The organism is Oceanicola sp. 22II-s10i (assembly GCF_002210105.1).
In the GTDB taxonomy this organism is placed as follows: domain Bacteria; phylum Pseudomonadota; class Alphaproteobacteria; order Rhodobacterales; family Rhodobacteraceae; genus Pseudooceanicola.
Genome location: NZ_AQQU01000001.1, coordinates 245880 through 260386, shown reverse-complemented (window position 1 = coordinate 260386; position 14507 = coordinate 245880). Strand labels below are relative to the sequence as shown.

General features: G+C 68.4%; 21 protein-coding genes. 2 read left to right on the top strand and 19 right to left on the bottom strand.

The window, feature by feature from the left end:
• Positions 1–203: 203 nt before the first annotated feature.
• The 19 genes from ATO6_RS01415 to ATO6_RS24940 all read right to left on the bottom strand — a co-directional run bounded on the left by ATO6_RS01415 (position 204) and on the right by ATO6_RS24940 (position 12599).
• Entirely contained in the window at positions 204–1976 is a 1773-nt protein-coding gene (locus ATO6_RS01415) for a hypothetical protein (RefSeq protein ID WP_088622161.1), read from the bottom strand.
• A gap of 134 nt (positions 1977–2110) precedes the next feature.
• Entirely contained in the window at positions 2111–2914 is an 804-nt protein-coding gene (gene trmD, locus ATO6_RS01410; protein WP_088622160.1) for a tRNA (guanosine(37)-N1)-methyltransferase TrmD, read from the bottom strand.
• Complete coding sequence (locus ATO6_RS01405) at positions 2911–3690, bottom strand: sulfotransferase (RefSeq protein ID WP_088622159.1); 780 nt, start codon at positions 3688–3690, stop codon at positions 2911–2913. The genes trmD and ATO6_RS01405 overlap by 4 nt, the downstream gene beginning before the upstream one ends.
• Positions 3687–4478, bottom strand: a complete 792-nt coding sequence (locus ATO6_RS01400; protein ID WP_088622158.1) for a hypothetical protein — start codon at positions 4476–4478, stop codon at positions 3687–3689. Before ATO6_RS01400 ends, ATO6_RS01405 begins: the two co-directional genes overlap by 4 nt.
• Positions 4478–4981 (bottom strand): ribosome maturation factor RimM, encoded by a 504-nt coding sequence (gene rimM / locus ATO6_RS01395; RefSeq protein WP_088622157.1) that lies wholly within the window; start codon positions 4979–4981, stop codon positions 4478–4480. The genes ATO6_RS01400 and rimM overlap by 1 nt, the downstream gene beginning before the upstream one ends.
• Entirely contained in the window at positions 4978–5121 is a 144-nt protein-coding gene (locus ATO6_RS24945; protein ID WP_217898954.1) for a hypothetical protein, read from the bottom strand. Before ATO6_RS24945 ends, rimM begins: the two co-directional genes overlap by 4 nt.
• 87 nt (positions 5122–5208) lie before the next feature.
• Positions 5209–5583 carry a 30S ribosomal protein S16 gene (gene rpsP, locus ATO6_RS01390; RefSeq protein WP_088622156.1) on the bottom strand — a complete coding sequence of 125 codons (375 nt, stop codon included), beginning with the start codon at positions 5581–5583 and terminating at the stop codon, positions 5209–5211.
• Between the two features lie 24 nt (positions 5584–5607).
• Positions 5608–6168: a hypothetical protein gene (locus ATO6_RS01385; RefSeq protein WP_088622155.1), complete on the bottom strand. Its 561-nt coding sequence runs from the start codon at positions 6166–6168 to the stop codon at positions 5608–5610.
• Complete coding sequence (locus tag ATO6_RS01380; protein ID WP_088622154.1) at positions 6165–6467, bottom strand: chorismate mutase; 303 nt, start codon at positions 6465–6467, stop codon at positions 6165–6167. The genes ATO6_RS01385 and ATO6_RS01380 overlap by 4 nt, the downstream gene beginning before the upstream one ends.
• Positions 6468–6521: 54 nt before the next feature.
• Positions 6522–7127 carry a GNAT family N-acetyltransferase gene (locus ATO6_RS01375; protein ID WP_088622153.1) on the bottom strand — a complete coding sequence of 202 codons (606 nt, stop codon included), beginning with the start codon at positions 7125–7127 and terminating at the stop codon, positions 6522–6524.
• Positions 7117–7644, bottom strand: coding sequence for a GNAT family N-acetyltransferase (locus ATO6_RS01370; protein WP_088622152.1), 528 nt, complete (start codon positions 7642–7644; stop codon positions 7117–7119). The genes ATO6_RS01375 and ATO6_RS01370 overlap by 11 nt, the downstream gene beginning before the upstream one ends.
• A complete protein-coding gene (locus tag ATO6_RS01365; protein WP_088622151.1) occupies positions 7641–8165 on the bottom strand; it encodes a GNAT family N-acetyltransferase in 525 nt (174 codons plus the stop codon). Before ATO6_RS01365 ends, ATO6_RS01370 begins: the two co-directional genes overlap by 4 nt.
• Positions 8162–8704: a GNAT family N-acetyltransferase gene (locus tag ATO6_RS01360; protein ID WP_088622150.1), complete on the bottom strand. Its 543-nt coding sequence runs from the start codon at positions 8702–8704 to the stop codon at positions 8162–8164. The genes ATO6_RS01365 and ATO6_RS01360 overlap by 4 nt, the downstream gene beginning before the upstream one ends.
• The gene (locus ATO6_RS01355) at positions 8701–9213 is read right to left on the bottom strand and encodes a GNAT family N-acetyltransferase (protein ID WP_088622149.1); all 513 of its coding nucleotides are present in this window, start codon (positions 9211–9213) and stop codon (positions 8701–8703) included. Before ATO6_RS01355 ends, ATO6_RS01360 begins: the two co-directional genes overlap by 4 nt.
• Positions 9210–9767, bottom strand: a complete 558-nt coding sequence (locus ATO6_RS01350) for a GNAT family N-acetyltransferase (RefSeq protein ID WP_088622148.1) — start codon at positions 9765–9767, stop codon at positions 9210–9212. The genes ATO6_RS01355 and ATO6_RS01350 overlap by 4 nt, the downstream gene beginning before the upstream one ends.
• Positions 9764–10330, bottom strand: a complete 567-nt coding sequence (locus ATO6_RS01345; RefSeq protein ID WP_254919041.1) for a GNAT family N-acetyltransferase — start codon at positions 10328–10330, stop codon at positions 9764–9766. Before ATO6_RS01345 ends, ATO6_RS01350 begins: the two co-directional genes overlap by 4 nt.
• Positions 10330–11856: a signal recognition particle protein gene (ffh, locus tag ATO6_RS01340; protein WP_088622147.1), complete on the bottom strand. Its 1527-nt coding sequence runs from the start codon at positions 11854–11856 to the stop codon at positions 10330–10332. The genes ATO6_RS01345 and ffh overlap by 1 nt, the downstream gene beginning before the upstream one ends.
• A gap of 278 nt (positions 11857–12134) precedes the next feature.
• Positions 12135–12338 carry a hypothetical protein gene (locus tag ATO6_RS24735; RefSeq protein ID WP_141101909.1) on the bottom strand — a complete coding sequence of 68 codons (204 nt, stop codon included), beginning with the start codon at positions 12336–12338 and terminating at the stop codon, positions 12135–12137.
• A gap of 114 nt (positions 12339–12452) precedes the next feature.
• Positions 12453–12599: a hypothetical protein gene (locus ATO6_RS24940; RefSeq protein ID WP_176440787.1), complete on the bottom strand. Its 147-nt coding sequence runs from the start codon at positions 12597–12599 to the stop codon at positions 12453–12455.
• Between the two features lie 132 nt (positions 12600–12731).
• On the opposite strand from ATO6_RS24940, the gene ATO6_RS01330 reads away from it, so the two are divergent.
• Positions 12732–13610, top strand: coding sequence for a LysR family transcriptional regulator (locus ATO6_RS01330; RefSeq protein WP_088622145.1), 879 nt, complete (start codon positions 12732–12734; stop codon positions 13608–13610).
• Positions 13611–13639: 29 nt separating this feature from the next.
• A complete protein-coding gene (locus tag ATO6_RS01325; RefSeq protein ID WP_088623356.1) occupies positions 13640–14506 on the top strand; it encodes a DMT family transporter in 867 nt (288 codons plus the stop codon).
• The last annotated feature ends 1 nt before the right edge of the window (position 14507 follow it).

Below are 14507 nucleotides of genomic sequence, written 5' to 3'. Positions count from 1 at the left end.
GAGCGCCCGCCGGAGGTCACGCCGTTTTTCCTTGGCTTTGTCCCTCGCCGCCGCCGGTCCGCCGAAGAAAGCGGGATGGGCCACGAAAAACAGCTCCGGCGACTCGCGCGGAGTGCCGGACAGGGGGGCGTATACTGTGGGTCGGGTCTGCAATCAAGGGTGCAATCCCGGAGCCGGGGCTCCGGCACCCATGGGCCACGGCCTCAGCCGGGACAGCCGGCCTGCCTCAGGGCCGGGCGCAGTCCGGTCAGCGGATAAAGTATGTCGTGGGCCGGGTTTTCCAGCGCCGTGACACGCAGCGTTCGGGCGTCGGGAATCGCCGCTGCAAAGGCATCCAGCGCCGGGCTTCCGCTCGGGTTCAGGGCGGCGCGGTAGCTGCCATAGCCGACCTCGATGGCCCCCGCGGCATCGCCGTCCCGCTCCAGCCGCAGTGTCTGGTCGCCGATCAGGCCGAAGGCGCCGCCGTCGAAAGATGGCATGCCCCGGCAGTCCACGACGATCTGCGGCGCGCCCTGCGGCCTGAGGAAGGCGCCACGCTCCGCTCCGCCTGCGCCGGGGCCGTCGAAGCCTTGCCATTCCAGTCCGCTCCGAGTCAGATCGGTGACCGGCGTGTCTCCGCCCGCTGCGGGTTCAGGGCAAACGAGGCCCGTGGCGCCCCCGGCGAACCCTGCGAGGGAATAGCGCATGTCGTAGATCTCGCCCGGTTCGTTGTCCTCAGGGCCATGGATACCGACGATCACGCCGCGGATCATTGCGTCGGAGAGCCCTTCGGGCATCGGCCCGGTCAACTGCCCGGCCTCCGGCGTCAGCCACAGATCGAACGCTCCACCCTCGCCATTGGCGTCCGGGTCGATGGTGGCGGTGTATCGGCCACCCATCCGTTGCGCGGGTAAGCCTTTCAGCACGAAACGGCCGTCACAGGTCACGGCGGGTTCGGCGAACATCATGTTGTCGCTGCCCGCGCGGACCGCGGGGATCGCCACCGGCGCGTCCAGCCTGATTTCGCCCCGGCTCCAGACACTGCTGACAAGGAAGGACCAGGCCGCCGTCGGCTGCCACGCCGGGCTGCCGCCGTTCCGCCATGTCGCGCAGTCCCCGCGACCACGCAGGTCGCGGATCGCGCGGGATGAGCCCGACAGCGCGAACCGCGCCTCGATCCCGGCCTGTCCGGTTGCGCCCGGAATCCGAAGCACCGCCTCGCTGCCCGACTGCAGGCGGTCGATCGCCAGCCCGAAGAGTGGGGCGGCAATGTAGTCGCGTTCTATGACACTGAAGAAATAGTCCTGCGCAAAGCCGCCTCCGCCGGAGATCTCGAGCGATCCGGCGACCCGGCCCTGCGGAAGGTCGAAGGGACCGGCGATCAGCGACATGTCGCGCCCGGCACCGCAGCTGACGAGAAGCCCGGCGCCGGCGTCGTTGACCACACCGGCCTGCATCACGCCGAAGCCTTCGCCGCCAAAGACCAGCCCGCCCCATCGGCCGGGGACCGTGTCCGGCCCCGGCCGGATACCGGCGGCGCGCGGGTGGCTGGCCGTGTGCCGGGCTGATCCGCCATCCGGTTCCGCCGGGTTCGTGCCCATGTCCTGACTGCGCGGCGCCGGGTCCGATCCATGCGGCACGGCGGCGGGCTGAGCCTGGTCTGGCGTCGCCGGGGGAGTCCCCTGTGGGATAGTGCCCGCACGCTGACCGCCCGATGCTGCGCCGCCGCCCGAGGGGACGGTGGCCATCACGGCGGACTGGATGCACTGGACGTAGATCATCCCGTAGGTCTGGAACAGCGCCAGATCGACACCCGTGGTGTCATTGGCCAGCAGCTTGTCCAGCACCGGTCCGGTCAGGCCCGCCTGCTGCGACCGTTCGATGATACAGCCGCAGCTTTGCGGGAAATCACGGTTGCTGGCCTGGCAGATCGCCAGAGGATCGGCAGCGGCGGGTGCTGCCATAAGCAGGAAAGCGAATGCGGGTCTGAAATACATCGGTCCGGGCGGCGCTTGAAACCACTGAATGCTACGGTCTCAGGTGGAGTCCGCAAAGCCCGGTGGCGCCGGAACGGGACGTGAAGGCGGAGATGCGGAAATTTCCGGCCCTTGCGTCCGAATTTGCCCCGACTTCAGTCGTCGCGCTGCTTCGCCTCATGTGCCGCCCAAAGGTCGGGGCGGCGCTGGCGGGTGATCTCTTCGGACTTGGCGCGGCGCCATTTCGCGACCTCGCCGTGGTGGCCGGACATCAGCACATCGGGAATCGTCCGCCCCTGCCATTCGGCGGGGCGGGTGTATTGCGGGTGTTCAAGCAGCCCGTCGGAAAAGCTCTCTTCCTCGGTCGAGGCGGCGTTGCCCAGAACGCCGGGCAGCAGCCGGACGGTGGCGTCGATCATCGCCTGCGCCGCGATCTCGCCGCCGGTCAGGACGAAATCGCCAAGGCTGAGCTCCTGCACGCCGTAGTGATCCAGCACCCGCTGATCGACGCCTTCGAACCGGCCGCAGATCATCGTGATGCCGTCCGCCGCCGCCATCCGCCGCGCCATCGCCTGATCGAACCGCGCGCCGCGTGGTGACAGGTAGACCAGCGGCCAGCGGCCGCGCGCTTCGGCCTGGGCCGCTTCGATCGCTGCACCCAGCACATCGGGGCGCAATACCATGCCCGCGCCGCCGCCCGCCGGGGTGTCGTCCACGTTGCGGTGCTTGCCGATGCCGTGGTCGCGCAGGTTGATCGTCTCCAGCTGCCACAGCCCGTCCTTCAGCGCCTTGCCGGTCAGGCTTTCACCCAGCACGCCGGGGAAGGCCTGCGGGAACAGCGTGATGATCCGCGCCGTCCAGACCCCCGCCAGCCGTGTCGGTTCGGTCATGAGGTCCTGCGGCTTGAGCGACAGGCGGACCGACTTGCGGCCGTGTGATTTCGCGGGGGTATCGGTCATGCGGAGTTCCCGGCCTGACGCAGGCGGGCCTTCTTGGCGTCCCGCCGCGCATCGCGGTCCGGGATCGTGCGGTTGATGTGCAGCAGTTCGGCCAGCAACTCGGGCCGTCCGGCATTGCGGCGCGGGACGGGCGGCAGGGTGGCTATGGTGTCGGCGGGCAGACCGGCGAGGGACAGGATCGCGGCGGCAGGGGCGGGGGTGTCCTCGAGCGGCAGGCAGTGGACGGGGGCCGGCGCGATCCGTGCGGCGACCGCGCGGGCTGCGGCATCGAGATCGGCGGCAGGGCCGATCCGGGCGGCGAAGCTGTCGAAATCCTCGGTCATCGAGGAGCTTTTCACATGCTCCCAATGGGCCGAGCGCAGCCAGCTTTCCGGCGCACGGGTGGAGTAGACGACGTGGACCTCGGCCTTCGGAAATCGGCGCAGGATCGCGGCGGTCAGTTCCGCCATCAGGTCCGGTGCGGCGCCGTAGTCGTCGATGCCGTCACGCCCCGGCATATGGCCCGACAGCTCCTCGGCCGACAGGATCAGCGGCAGCCGGCGCAGGCTCTTGAGCCCGGTGACCAGCGCGTCGGCGCGGGTGGCGAACTTGGCGAGCGTCAGCGGATCGCGCCATGTCGAATACCCGCGCGCGGCGTGCAGCAGGTCCTGCATCTCGGCCTTCATCATGACCTGAACCATGGGGCGCAGCGTGGCCTGAGCCTCTTTCAGGACGGTCTGGACCGAAGTCGTGCCGGTCTTGTGGAACCCGGCATGGATCACCGCGCGGGGTGTCATGCGGCGGCCCGTTTCGCCTTGCGGACGATGCGCTTTTTCTCTTCCTTCACCTCGCTCCACGGGCGGTCCGACCTGTTGAGCTTCAGCAGCCGTCGCAGCACTTCCTCGGGCATCGAGGGATTGGCGCGCGGCTGCGGCTGGACGGCGGCACGCACTTCGGCGGGCAGCCCGACGATGTCGAGCAGAGGGTCCAGCGGGCCGAGCGGCATGTCGCCCACGTCTTCCAGCCGCTTGCGATGGACGGCATGCGACAGCACGGCATCGGCGATCCGGTCGGTCATCCGGTCGAGGTCGGCATGGGGCAGGGCGCGGGCGGTGTAGGTGTCGAGGTCCTCGGTGAACTGCACGGCGCGGACATGCTGCGCCCAGCAACTGCGGACCCAAGGCGTGGCGGCGCGGGTGGTGAAGACGAACTCGATCCGCGCGCCGGGATGCACAGCCTCGGCCACCTCGGCCAGCCCGCGCACCAGGCGCGGGGCGGCGCCGTAGTCCGGCAGGGCGTGGCGGAATGGCATGTGGCCTGACAGGTCCTCGGACGACATCAGCACCGGGCGGGGATCTGTGGGATCAAGGGCCTCGAACACGGCCCGCGTCTCGTAGAGGTAGAGCGCCCATTCCACCTCGTCCTGCGTGCGCGAATAGGCGCGCGCGGCTTCGGTCATGCCTTTCATGTCGTCCTTGAGCATGACCCGCAGGGCGGGGGCCAGAGCGGCACGGTTGGCATCGAGGGTCTGCTGCACGCTGGTGGTGCCGGTCTTGTGGAACCCGGCGTGCACGATCAGACGCATCAGAGCAGGCCCTCGGGCGGGTCGGCGACGATGCGGGCGGCACTCAGGTCCACGGTGGGCACGCAGGCGAGCGTGAAGGGAAGAAGGAAGGTCTTGGACTGCCCCGACGCCTGCACCTCGAGCAGGTCGTCGGCGCCGTGGTTCAGCACCGCCTTGACGCGGCCCAGTTCGGCCCCGCCCGTGTCCACGACGGTCAGGCCGATCAGGTCGGCGTGGTAATATTCGTCGTCCGGCAGCGCGGGCAGACGGTCGCGGGGGGCGAACAGGCGCACACCCTTCAGCGCGTCGGCCTGTTCCTTGGTCGCGATCCCGCCGAGCCGCGCGGCATAGCCGTTCTTGATCGGCCGGGTGATCTCGATGGAAAAGCTGCGGCTGCCGTCCTCCGTCGTGAGGGGGGCGTAATCCGCGATGGCGCCGGGCTCGGCGCAGAAGCTCTTGAGCCGCACCTCGCCGCGGACCCCGAAGGATCCGGCGATGGCGCCGAGGCAGATCATCTCGCTCATTCAGTCCTCTCGCAGAGCAGGTCGCTCAGCACGCCCGCGCGTTCCGCGCAGCGGTCGGCCTCGCGGGTGCGTTCATACACCATGCCCGCGACGAAGGCGATTGCGAGCAGGATGAGGGTGCGGAAAGGGGCAAAGAGCATGGAGGTTCTGCAACGCATGGAAACGGGGGCAGGCAGAGTGCCGCCCCCGTTCCGGTCAGGTCAGGACAATCCCTTCGAACGAAAGGATTATTCCTCGGCCGCTGCGGCTTCTTCCTCGGCCGGAGCGGCGGCCTTGGCGGCCTTGGCTTCGGCGCGTTCCTGGGCGGCTTTGCCCGGAGTGCCCTTCTTGGGGTTCGAGCGCTCTTTCTTCTCGGTCACGCCGGCGGCTTCGAGCATGCGGGCGACACGGTCGGTCGTCTGCGCGCCCTGGCTCAGCCAGTACTGAACGCGCTCAACGTCCATCTTCACGCGGTCTTCGCTGTCTTTCGGCAGCAGCGGGTTGTAGACGCCCAGCTTCTCGATGAAGCGGCCGTCGCGCGGCATGCGCGAGTCGGCGGCGACGATGCGATAGAAGGGGCGCTTCTTGGAGCCGCCGCGGGCGAGACGGATTTTCATTGCCATTGTGTGTTTCTCCTTTGAATGGCGTCAGTTGAGGAGTGGGCGGACGTCGTGCGTCAGCCCCTCCACATCGAGGGAGGCCGGGTCGAACCGACCGGTTGAGACCACGATCGCTCCGACTATCGAGTCGAAGTCGGTCGTCAGGTGCAGGACTTCGCCGTCGGCGAAGACGAGGTTGAGCGCGCAGTCGATCGACAGCGTCTCACCATTTCGGGGGCCGTCCGTCGTATCGCCGGTGGCGAAGGTGACGTGGACGGCTTCGATGTCGTGCAGCGGGGCGTGGGTCGGCGCGCTGGCCGTCACGGTGTCGGCCGCCCGCTGGCTGCCGTCCGATTCCGCGGCGTGGATTTCGTGCCAGTCGATCCCGCCGGTCGTGTGCCAGGTGGTCGACAGGGTGGCCGCCGTGCCGTGGCGCGGCTGGTAGCTGACGAGGTCCAGCGCGGCATAGGCCACGCTGGACGGGGTGCCGAACCGGATGTCTGCCACGGCCCCGCGCTGGCCGAGCGGCGCGCCCACCAGACGGGTGAGCGCGGCCTTGCTGGCCTCGGCAAGGCGCCAGGACAGGATATCCGGTGCGGCGTGGGTCACGACTGGTGTTTCCGGTGGTGGCGGATGACTTCCTGGATGATGAAGTTCAGGAAAGCCTTGGCGAATTCGGGGTCGAGGTCGGCCTCGCGCGACAGGTCCTCGAGCCGGGCGATCTGCGTCGCCTCGCGCGACGGATCGGAGGGCGGAAGGTCGTGTTCGGCCTTGAGCTTGCCGACGGCCTGCGTGTGCTTGAACCGTTCGGCCAGCGTAAAGACGAGGATCGCGTCCAGCCGGTCGATGCTGGCGCGGTGTTCTTTCAGAAGGCTCGCTGCGCGGGCCACGACATCTGTCTCTGTCATCTGTTTCGTCTCTTTCTGAACTTCGGTAGCGGGTCGGTCGTCGTTTCGTCGGTGTCAGTCCAGTGCGTATCCCTCGGGCCGGAACTTCGGATCGGCGTAATGCGCGATCTCCAGCTCGATCCCGTCCGAGATCTGCGTGTTCTTCAGTTGCGCGGGCGACGGGTGGCGGTAGCAGATGTCGTTTCCGTCCACCGTCTGCGCGCCCGTGTCCTTCTTCGCCCCCAGCCGTTCGGCCAGCCGGATGGAATCGAGGTTCTTGGGGTCGAGGTAGCTGACCGCGCCCTCCCACCCGAGCCGCCCGTAGAGATAGCCGCGCGCCGCATGGGTCGCCTCGAGCGCATAGCCGTGACCCGCCGTTTCCGGCCAGATGATCCAGGCGATCTCGGCCTCGGGCCACTGCGCGGGTTTCCAGCCGCCGGCCATGCCGAGCGGCTTGTCGGTGGTCCGGTCGTGGATCATCCACATGCCGTAGCCGCGGATCTGCCAGTGCCCGATTTCGGCGGCGTAGAGCATCCACGTCTCGTAGGGCGTCAGCGGTCCGCCCATGAAGCGCGAGCGGTAGGACGAGAAGGTGGCGCGGAAGTCGGGGTAGTCCCCGGCCTCGGGTCCGCGCAGGACCAGTCGTTTCGTCTCGATCACCGGGATGGAGTTATGCGGCATTGGCATTCTCCCTCGGATCCGGGTGACGGTAGATCAGGCAGGGCTCGCCAAGCAGCTTGTCCTCGGCCTCCAGCACCGCGCCGAGGCGTAGCGCGACCGAGATCGAGCGGCCGTTGTCCGGGTGGATCTGGCTGATGAGCCGGGTGAAGCCCCATTCGGTCGCCGCATGCAGGCGGGCGGCCGATGCGGCCTCGGTTGCGAAGCCCTTGCCTTCCATCCCGTTGAACAGGCCCCAGCCCAGTTCCGGTTCGCGCCAGCCGTCGTGACGGATGATGCCGGTGCGGCCCACGGGTTCGCCGGACTCGCGGTCCTCGATGGTCCAGAAGCCGTAGCCGCGCAGGACCCAGTGGCCCATCTGGGCCAGCAGGTTTTCCCACGCACCGTAACGCGACTTGGGCCCGCCGATGAATTCCAGACGGTCCGAGGCGGAGTATTCCACCAGCGCCTCGAAATCCTCCTCGCGCGGTTCGCGCAGGATCAGGCGTTCAGTCTCGATTACGGGAACGGTCAGGGTCATGCGACCACCTCGCTCACGTCCGGGTGCCGCCAGATGTCGATCGGGGCGTCGTGGAAGTCGATCTGCGTTTCGATCACCGCCTCCAGCCGGGTGGCCAGCGCGGCGGAGCGTTCGTTCTGCGGCCGGATCAGGCTGATCGGCGCCGTCACGCCCAACTTGGTCGCCGCGACGGCGCGGGCCGCATGGGCGGCCTCGTAGGCGATGCCCTGACCCTCGAACCCGTCGAACACGGTCCAGCCCAGTTCCGGTTCCGGCCAGTCGAGGTGATGCAGGATCCCGGCCCAACCGGCCGTCTTGCCGGTGTCGCGGTGTTCGATCACCCAGATGCCGTAGCCCCGGATCTGCCAGTGACCGGCCATGGTCATCAACGTGCGCATCGCCTCGACCTCGTTCCGCTGGCCGCCTGTCCAGTCCGCGCGGGGCGTCTGGAAATAGGCCGAATAGGCGGGCAGGTCCTCGGCGCGCTGGCCGCGCAAGATCAGGCGTTCGGTCTCGATCACGGGGATGGTGACGGTGGTCATGCGTAGGCCTCCATTCCGCCGTCCGACAGGGCGTCGGGTCCGGGGTGGCGCCAGATCTGCATCTCGCCCCAGCGTTCGTGGGTAAAGGTGCTGTCCAGCCACGCGCCCATCCGGCCCGCGACATGGGCCGAGGCGGCGTTCGCCGGTTTCACGAGGCTGATCGCGGTGGTCCAGCCCAGCACGTCGTAGGCATAGGCACGGGCGGCCAGTGCGGCCTCGGTGGCGTAGCCCTTGCCCTCGTGCCCGGCGAAGAGGTCCCAGCCGATTTCCGGCTCGGGCCAGCCCGCGGGGTTCCACAGGCCGACGTTGCCGACGGTTTCGCCGGTCTCGGTCAGGTCGACCATCCAGCGCCCGTAGCCGCAGAGCGTCCAGTGCCCGATCTCGGAGGCGAGCTGCCGCCACGCCAGTTCCGGGGTCATCGGGCCGCCGACGTAGATCGAGCGGTCGGAGCCGTAGAAGTCGCGCATCGCGGGGATGTCACGGGCGTCGGCGCCGCGCAGGGTCAGGCGTTCGGTCGTCAGAACGGGGATCGTGGTCATGCCGCCCCCCGTTGCGCCAGCGCGATGTCGAAGCGGAGCGTGTCGCCTTCGTCATGCGGGACCTGCGTGCCGCCGAGCTGGCGCGCGATGGCGATCGAGCCCGCATTGTCGCGATGGATGCGCGCGCAGACCACGGGCCAGCCGAGGTCCGCGCGGTAGTGGCGCAGCGTCTCGGCGGCGGCTTCGCGGGCGAGGCCTCGGCCTTCGTCATCGGCGGACCAGAGCGACCACGCCATCTCCGGCGGGATCGTGTCGTCATGCTGGAACGCGCCGGCATGGCCCAGCGGACGGCCGGTGGCGCGGTCGGTCACGATGTAGCGCCCGTAGCCGCGCATCACCCAGTGGCCGGCGAAGTTGGCCAGCCGGTCGAAGGCGATGCGCCGCGACTTCGGCCCGCCGAGGAAGCGGGTGCGGTCCGACATCATGAAAGCGCAGAACGGTTCGAAATCTGCGGGCTCGGGGCGGCGGAGGATCAAGCGGTGGGTCGTCAGCGTGTCGGCGGCGTTCATGCGAAGCCCTCCAGCAGCTTGCGGCCCGCCTTGGTCTTGGGCAGGTGGCGGAAGACGCGCATGGGGCCGGTGATCTTGTGCTCGAACAGCCCTTCGGCACGGGCGCCGAGGCGTTCGACCATCGCGACCGAGCGCGCGTTGTCCTCGTCAACGAGGCTGATGCAGGACGCCCAGCCCTTTTCGCGGAACAGCCAGTCGAGCACGCCGCGCGCGGCCTCGGTCGCGTAGCCCTTGCCCTCGGCCCCGTCGAGCAGCTGCCAGGACAGTTCCGGTTCCGGCCAGCCCTTGGGGAACCACGGGCCGACAAGGCCGACGTGGAATCCGGTGATCTTGTCGATCACGGCGAAATGGCCGTAGCCGCGCAGGTGCCAGTGACCGATCACGGTGGCGATGGACCACCAGACGGCCTCCTCGTCGGGATACTGGTCGACGAAGGCGCGGGCGCCGGGCATCAGGTAGGCCGCCGTCGCGTCGAAATCCGGCGCGGCGGGGCAGACGAGGCGCAGCCGCTCGGTCGTGATCTCGGGATAGGCGAGGGGACCGGGGCGCATCATGCCGTGGTCTCGCCCTGTTTCGCGAGGTCGAAGCGGGTCAGGTCGTGCCAGATCACCACGTCGTCCGGGTCGTTGCCCGGCAGGTCCGGGCGCTGCACGCCGCCCAGCCGTTCGCCGAGCGCGACGGAGCGGTGGTTGCCGGGGGTGATGTAGTTGACGATGTGGCTCAGGCCCATCGTCTTCCGGCCCCAGATCAGCAGCGCCTGCGCCGCCTCGGCGGCGATGCCCCGGCCTTCGGCCTCGGGCACGACGAACCAGCCGATTTCCAGCTCGGGGAATTCCTCGGGCCAGTAGAACCCGACCTCGCCCAGGTAGCGGCCGTCCGACAGCGCCTCGACCCCGAAGGGGCCGATACCGCGCAGCGGCCAGAGCGCGACGGTGGAGGACCACGTGGCGTAGGCGTCGACGCGGGACTTGGGCCCGCCTTCCCAGACCGACCGATCAGACGCGAAGAAGGCCGCCCAATGCTCGAAATCCGCCAGCACCGGCATGCGCAGGCGCAGCCGGGCGGTGGTGAGCGTGGGGGCAACCATCAGGTCGCTGATGCGGCCGGAGCGGGTCATTACTTCTTCTTTCCGAACCCGCTCAGGCCGGGGGGCAGGGCAGAACCGCCGCCGAGGCCGGGCAGCCCGCCGGGCATCTTGCCGCCGGGCATCGCCTGACCCATCCGCTTGGCGGCCTGTTCCAGCATCTTGGGGTCCATCGAGGCGGGATCGGGCATCGCGCCGTCCGGCGCGTCCTTGCCCATCATCGCCTTCATGGCCTGTTTCATCATGCCGCCTTTGCCCATCTTGCCCATCTTTTTCATCATGTCCGCCATCTGGCGGTGCATCTTGAGCAGACGGTTCAGTTCGGCCACGTCCATGCCGGACCCGGCGGCGATCCGTTTCTTGCGGCTGGCCTGAAGCAGCGCGGGGTTCGCGCGTTCCTTCTTGGTCATCGACTGGATCATCGCGATCTGGTGGGTGATCGCCTTGTCGTTGAACCCGGCGTCCTGCACCTGCTTGGCCATCTTACCCATGCCGGGCAGCATCCCCATGACGCCTTCCATGCCGCCCATCTTGAGCATCTGCTCAAGCTGCTGGCGCATGTCGTTCATGTTGAACTGACCCTTGGCAAAGCGCTTCATCATGCGCTCGGCCTGTTCGGCCTCGATGGTCTGCTGTGCCTTCTCGACCAGCGCCACGATGTCGCCCATGCCGAGGATCCGGCCCGCGATCCGCTCGGGCTCGAACGTCTCGATGGCGTCCATCTTTTCGCCGAGGCCGACGAAGCGGATCGGCTTCCCGGTCACGGCACGCATCGACAGGGCGGCACCGCCGCGGCCGTCGCCGTCCATCCGGGTCAGGACCACGCCCGAGACGCCGATCTTGTCGTCGAATTCCTCGGCCACCTCGACCGCGACCTGACCGGTCAGGCCGTCGACCACCAGCAGTGTCTCGCGCGGGTTGACTACGTCGCGGACATCGGCGGCTTGCTGGATCAGCTCGGCGTCGATGTGCAGGCGGCCCGCGGTGTCGAGCATGTAGACGTCGTAACCGCCCAGCGAGGCCTGCGTCTTGGCGCGCTTGGCGATCTGGACCGGGGTCTCGCCCTTGACGATGGGCAGGGTGTCCACGCCGATCTGCGCGCCGAGGATCTGCAGCTGTTCCATGGCCGCAGGACGGTTCACGTCGAGCGAGGCCATCAGCACGCGCTTGTTCTCGCGCTCCTTCAGGCGTTTGGCCAGTTTGGCGGTGGTGGTCGTCTTGCCCGAGCCCTGAAGGCCGACCATCAGGATCGGCGCGGGGGCGTTGTCGATCTTGAGCTTGCCGGGATCGCCTTCGCCGGTCAGGACGTGGACCAGTTCGTCATGGACGATCTTGACCACCTGCTGGCCGGGGGTGATCGACTTGGTGATCGCCTGCCCGGTCGCCTTGTCCTGCACCGCCTTGACGAAGTCGCGCGCCACCGGCAGCGAGACGTCGGCCTCGAGCAGGGCGACGCGGACCTCGCGCAGCGCCGTCTTGACGTCGTCGTCCGACAGCGCGCCCTGTTTCGTCAGGCGGTCGAATACGCCGGTGAGGCGTTCGGATAGATTTTCAAACATGCCCCGGCCCTCCTTAGGCCCCTGACTGCAACATGCCCCCGATGTGGGCGGGGGCGGCGACTTTCTCAAGCGAAAGGCATCAGGCCAGTCGCCAAACGACAAATGCACCAGTGGGCGCAACGCGCTGACTGGTGGCGATCCCTGCTCGGACGGCATCGGGACCGGAAGTTCTTAGCCTTCCGGGTGTTGAGGGGGCGTTTAGGCGTGAAGGGGCGCGGAGTCAAGCTGGAGGGGCGGTCCGGCCGTGCCGTGGCGGGCCGCCCCGTGGTGTCCGGGGCTCAAGCGGGGAGGGACTTCGGGTTGACGGTCATGTTGGGCGCGATGGTGCGGGCTTCCGCGATCGCGGCGTCCATGACCGGGGGTGTCGCGGCGATGGCGTCGCGCGACGTGCGCGAGACGGTGGCGATCCAGCTGCTCCAGAACGCGGCGCTGATCTGGAAGGGCAGGGTGGCGAAGGCGAGGGGAACAGTCATCGGGTGCATGGCATGATCCTTGGGGTTGGGGGTGTGACCCTCCAACGTCCTGACGCCTGCGCCGTTCCCCTGCCCGTCGGTCATGGGCGGAGCGGTGCCGGTCGCCCCGCCCCGCCGATGGTATCAGGCGTCTGCGTCCTCGTTCCGCTCGGCGTCGAGCATCACGCGCAGGGGGGCGTTGGCGATCTTGACCGCGTCGTACCATGCGGACGAGGCGAGCCAGACGGGCAGTGTGGCGGCGGCGAGCCATGCTTTCATGTAGTAGGACATCGGGGGTCTCCTGAAAGATGTCCCCTCCCTTATGGCAGAAGTCCGGGCGGTGAAAATAGTTCCCACCCCCTTGCGGATGCGCACGAAAGTGGCATTGAATGCGCCAAAGGTTCGCTCGCGCACAGGTGTGTCATGGACAACTGGGATGAAATCCGCACGGCGTTTCAGGTCGCCCGGCTGGGCACGGTCTCTGGCGCAGCCGATGTGCTGGGGGTGCACCACGCCACGGTGATCCGCCATATCGACGCGCTGGAGGGGCGGCTTGGCGTCAAGCTGTTCCAGCGGCATGCGCGGGGCTACACGCCGACCGAAGCGGGGCAGGACCTGCTGCGGGTGGCACAGGCGACGGACGACCAGTTCAGCCAGCTTGCGGGCCGGATCAAGGGGCGCGGCAATGCCGTGACGGGTGAGCTGGTGGTGACGACGCTGAGCGGGTTCAGCCAGCTGCTGGTGCCCGCGATGGCGGCGTTCCAGCGGGAATATCCCGAGGTGATCCTGCGCTACCTGACCTCGGCCCGGCTGTTCCGGCTGGAATACGGCGAGGCGCATGTGGCGATCCGCGCAGGCAGCCCGCCGCAGCAGCCCGACAACGTGGTCCAGCCGTTCCTGTCGCTGGATACCGGGATCTACGCGGCCAAGTCCTATGTCGAGAAGCACGGCATGCCCGCCTCGCCCGAAGAGGCGATGACGCATCGCTTCGTCGGCTTCGACGATGCGTCGAGCCGCGCGCCCTTTGCGCTGTGGATGCGAGAGAACGTGCCCTCGACCAACATCGTCTTCCGCTCGGGCGACAACCGTGCGGTGCAGCAGGCGGTGCTGTCGGGGATCGGGCTGGGCTTCCTGCGCTGTGACGAGGCGGAGCATCATCCGGACCTCGTGCTGGTGCATCCGCCGGTGCCCGAATGGTGTTCGCGGCTGTGGCTGGTCACGCATATGGACCTGCACCGGACGACCAAGGTTCAGACCTTCCTCAACTTCATCAAGGACTGGTTCAAGGACGGCGCATCGTGACGACCGCCGTTCTGCGGGAACGCCGCCCGATGCGCGGGCATGCGGCGATGCTCACGTTTTCCATGCTGGTGGCGGGGTCGTTCTCGCTCGGGTCGATGGCCGCGCCGCATATCGCGCCCGCCGCGATGAACGCCGCGCGGTTCCTGCTGGCGGCCTGCCTCGTGGGGGCGGCGGCGCTGGCCACGACGGGCATCCCGCGTTCGGCCCTGCAGGCGCCATGGCGGTATCCGCTGCTCGGCGGGATCTTCGCGATCTATTTCGTATTGATGTTCGAGGGTCTGAAGACCGCGCCGGCCGTATCGACGGCTGCCGTCTTTACGCTGACACCACTGATGGCCGCGGTGGCGGGGTGGTTCCTGCTGCGGCAGGTGACGACGCTGCGGATGGCGCTGGCGCTGGCGATCGGGGCTGCGGGGGCACTTTGGGTGATCTTCCGCGCCGACCCGGCGGCGCTGATGCGGTTCGAGGTCGGGCGCGGCGAGACGGTCTATTTCTGGGGCTGCGTCGCCCATGCGATCTATACGCCGCTGGTGGCGAAGCTGAACCGGGGCGAGCCGCCGGTGGTGTTTACCTTCGGCATGCTGGTCGCGGGTTTCGTGGTGCTGACGCTCTACGCCTGGGGCGACATCCTTGCGACGGACTGGGCCGCGCTGCCGCCGATCGTCTGGATCACGCTGGCCTATATCTCGGTCTTTGCCAGTGCGACGACCTTTGTCCTGTTGCAGTTCGCCACTCTGCACCTGCCCTCGGCCAAGGTGATGGCCTACACCTATCTCACCCCGTCATGGGTGATCCTGTGGGAACTGGTGCTGGGGCGCGAGGTGCCGCAGCCGCTGGTGCTGGGTGGTGTCGTGCTTACGGTGATCGCGCTGGTCCTGCTGCTCAGGGATGACTGAG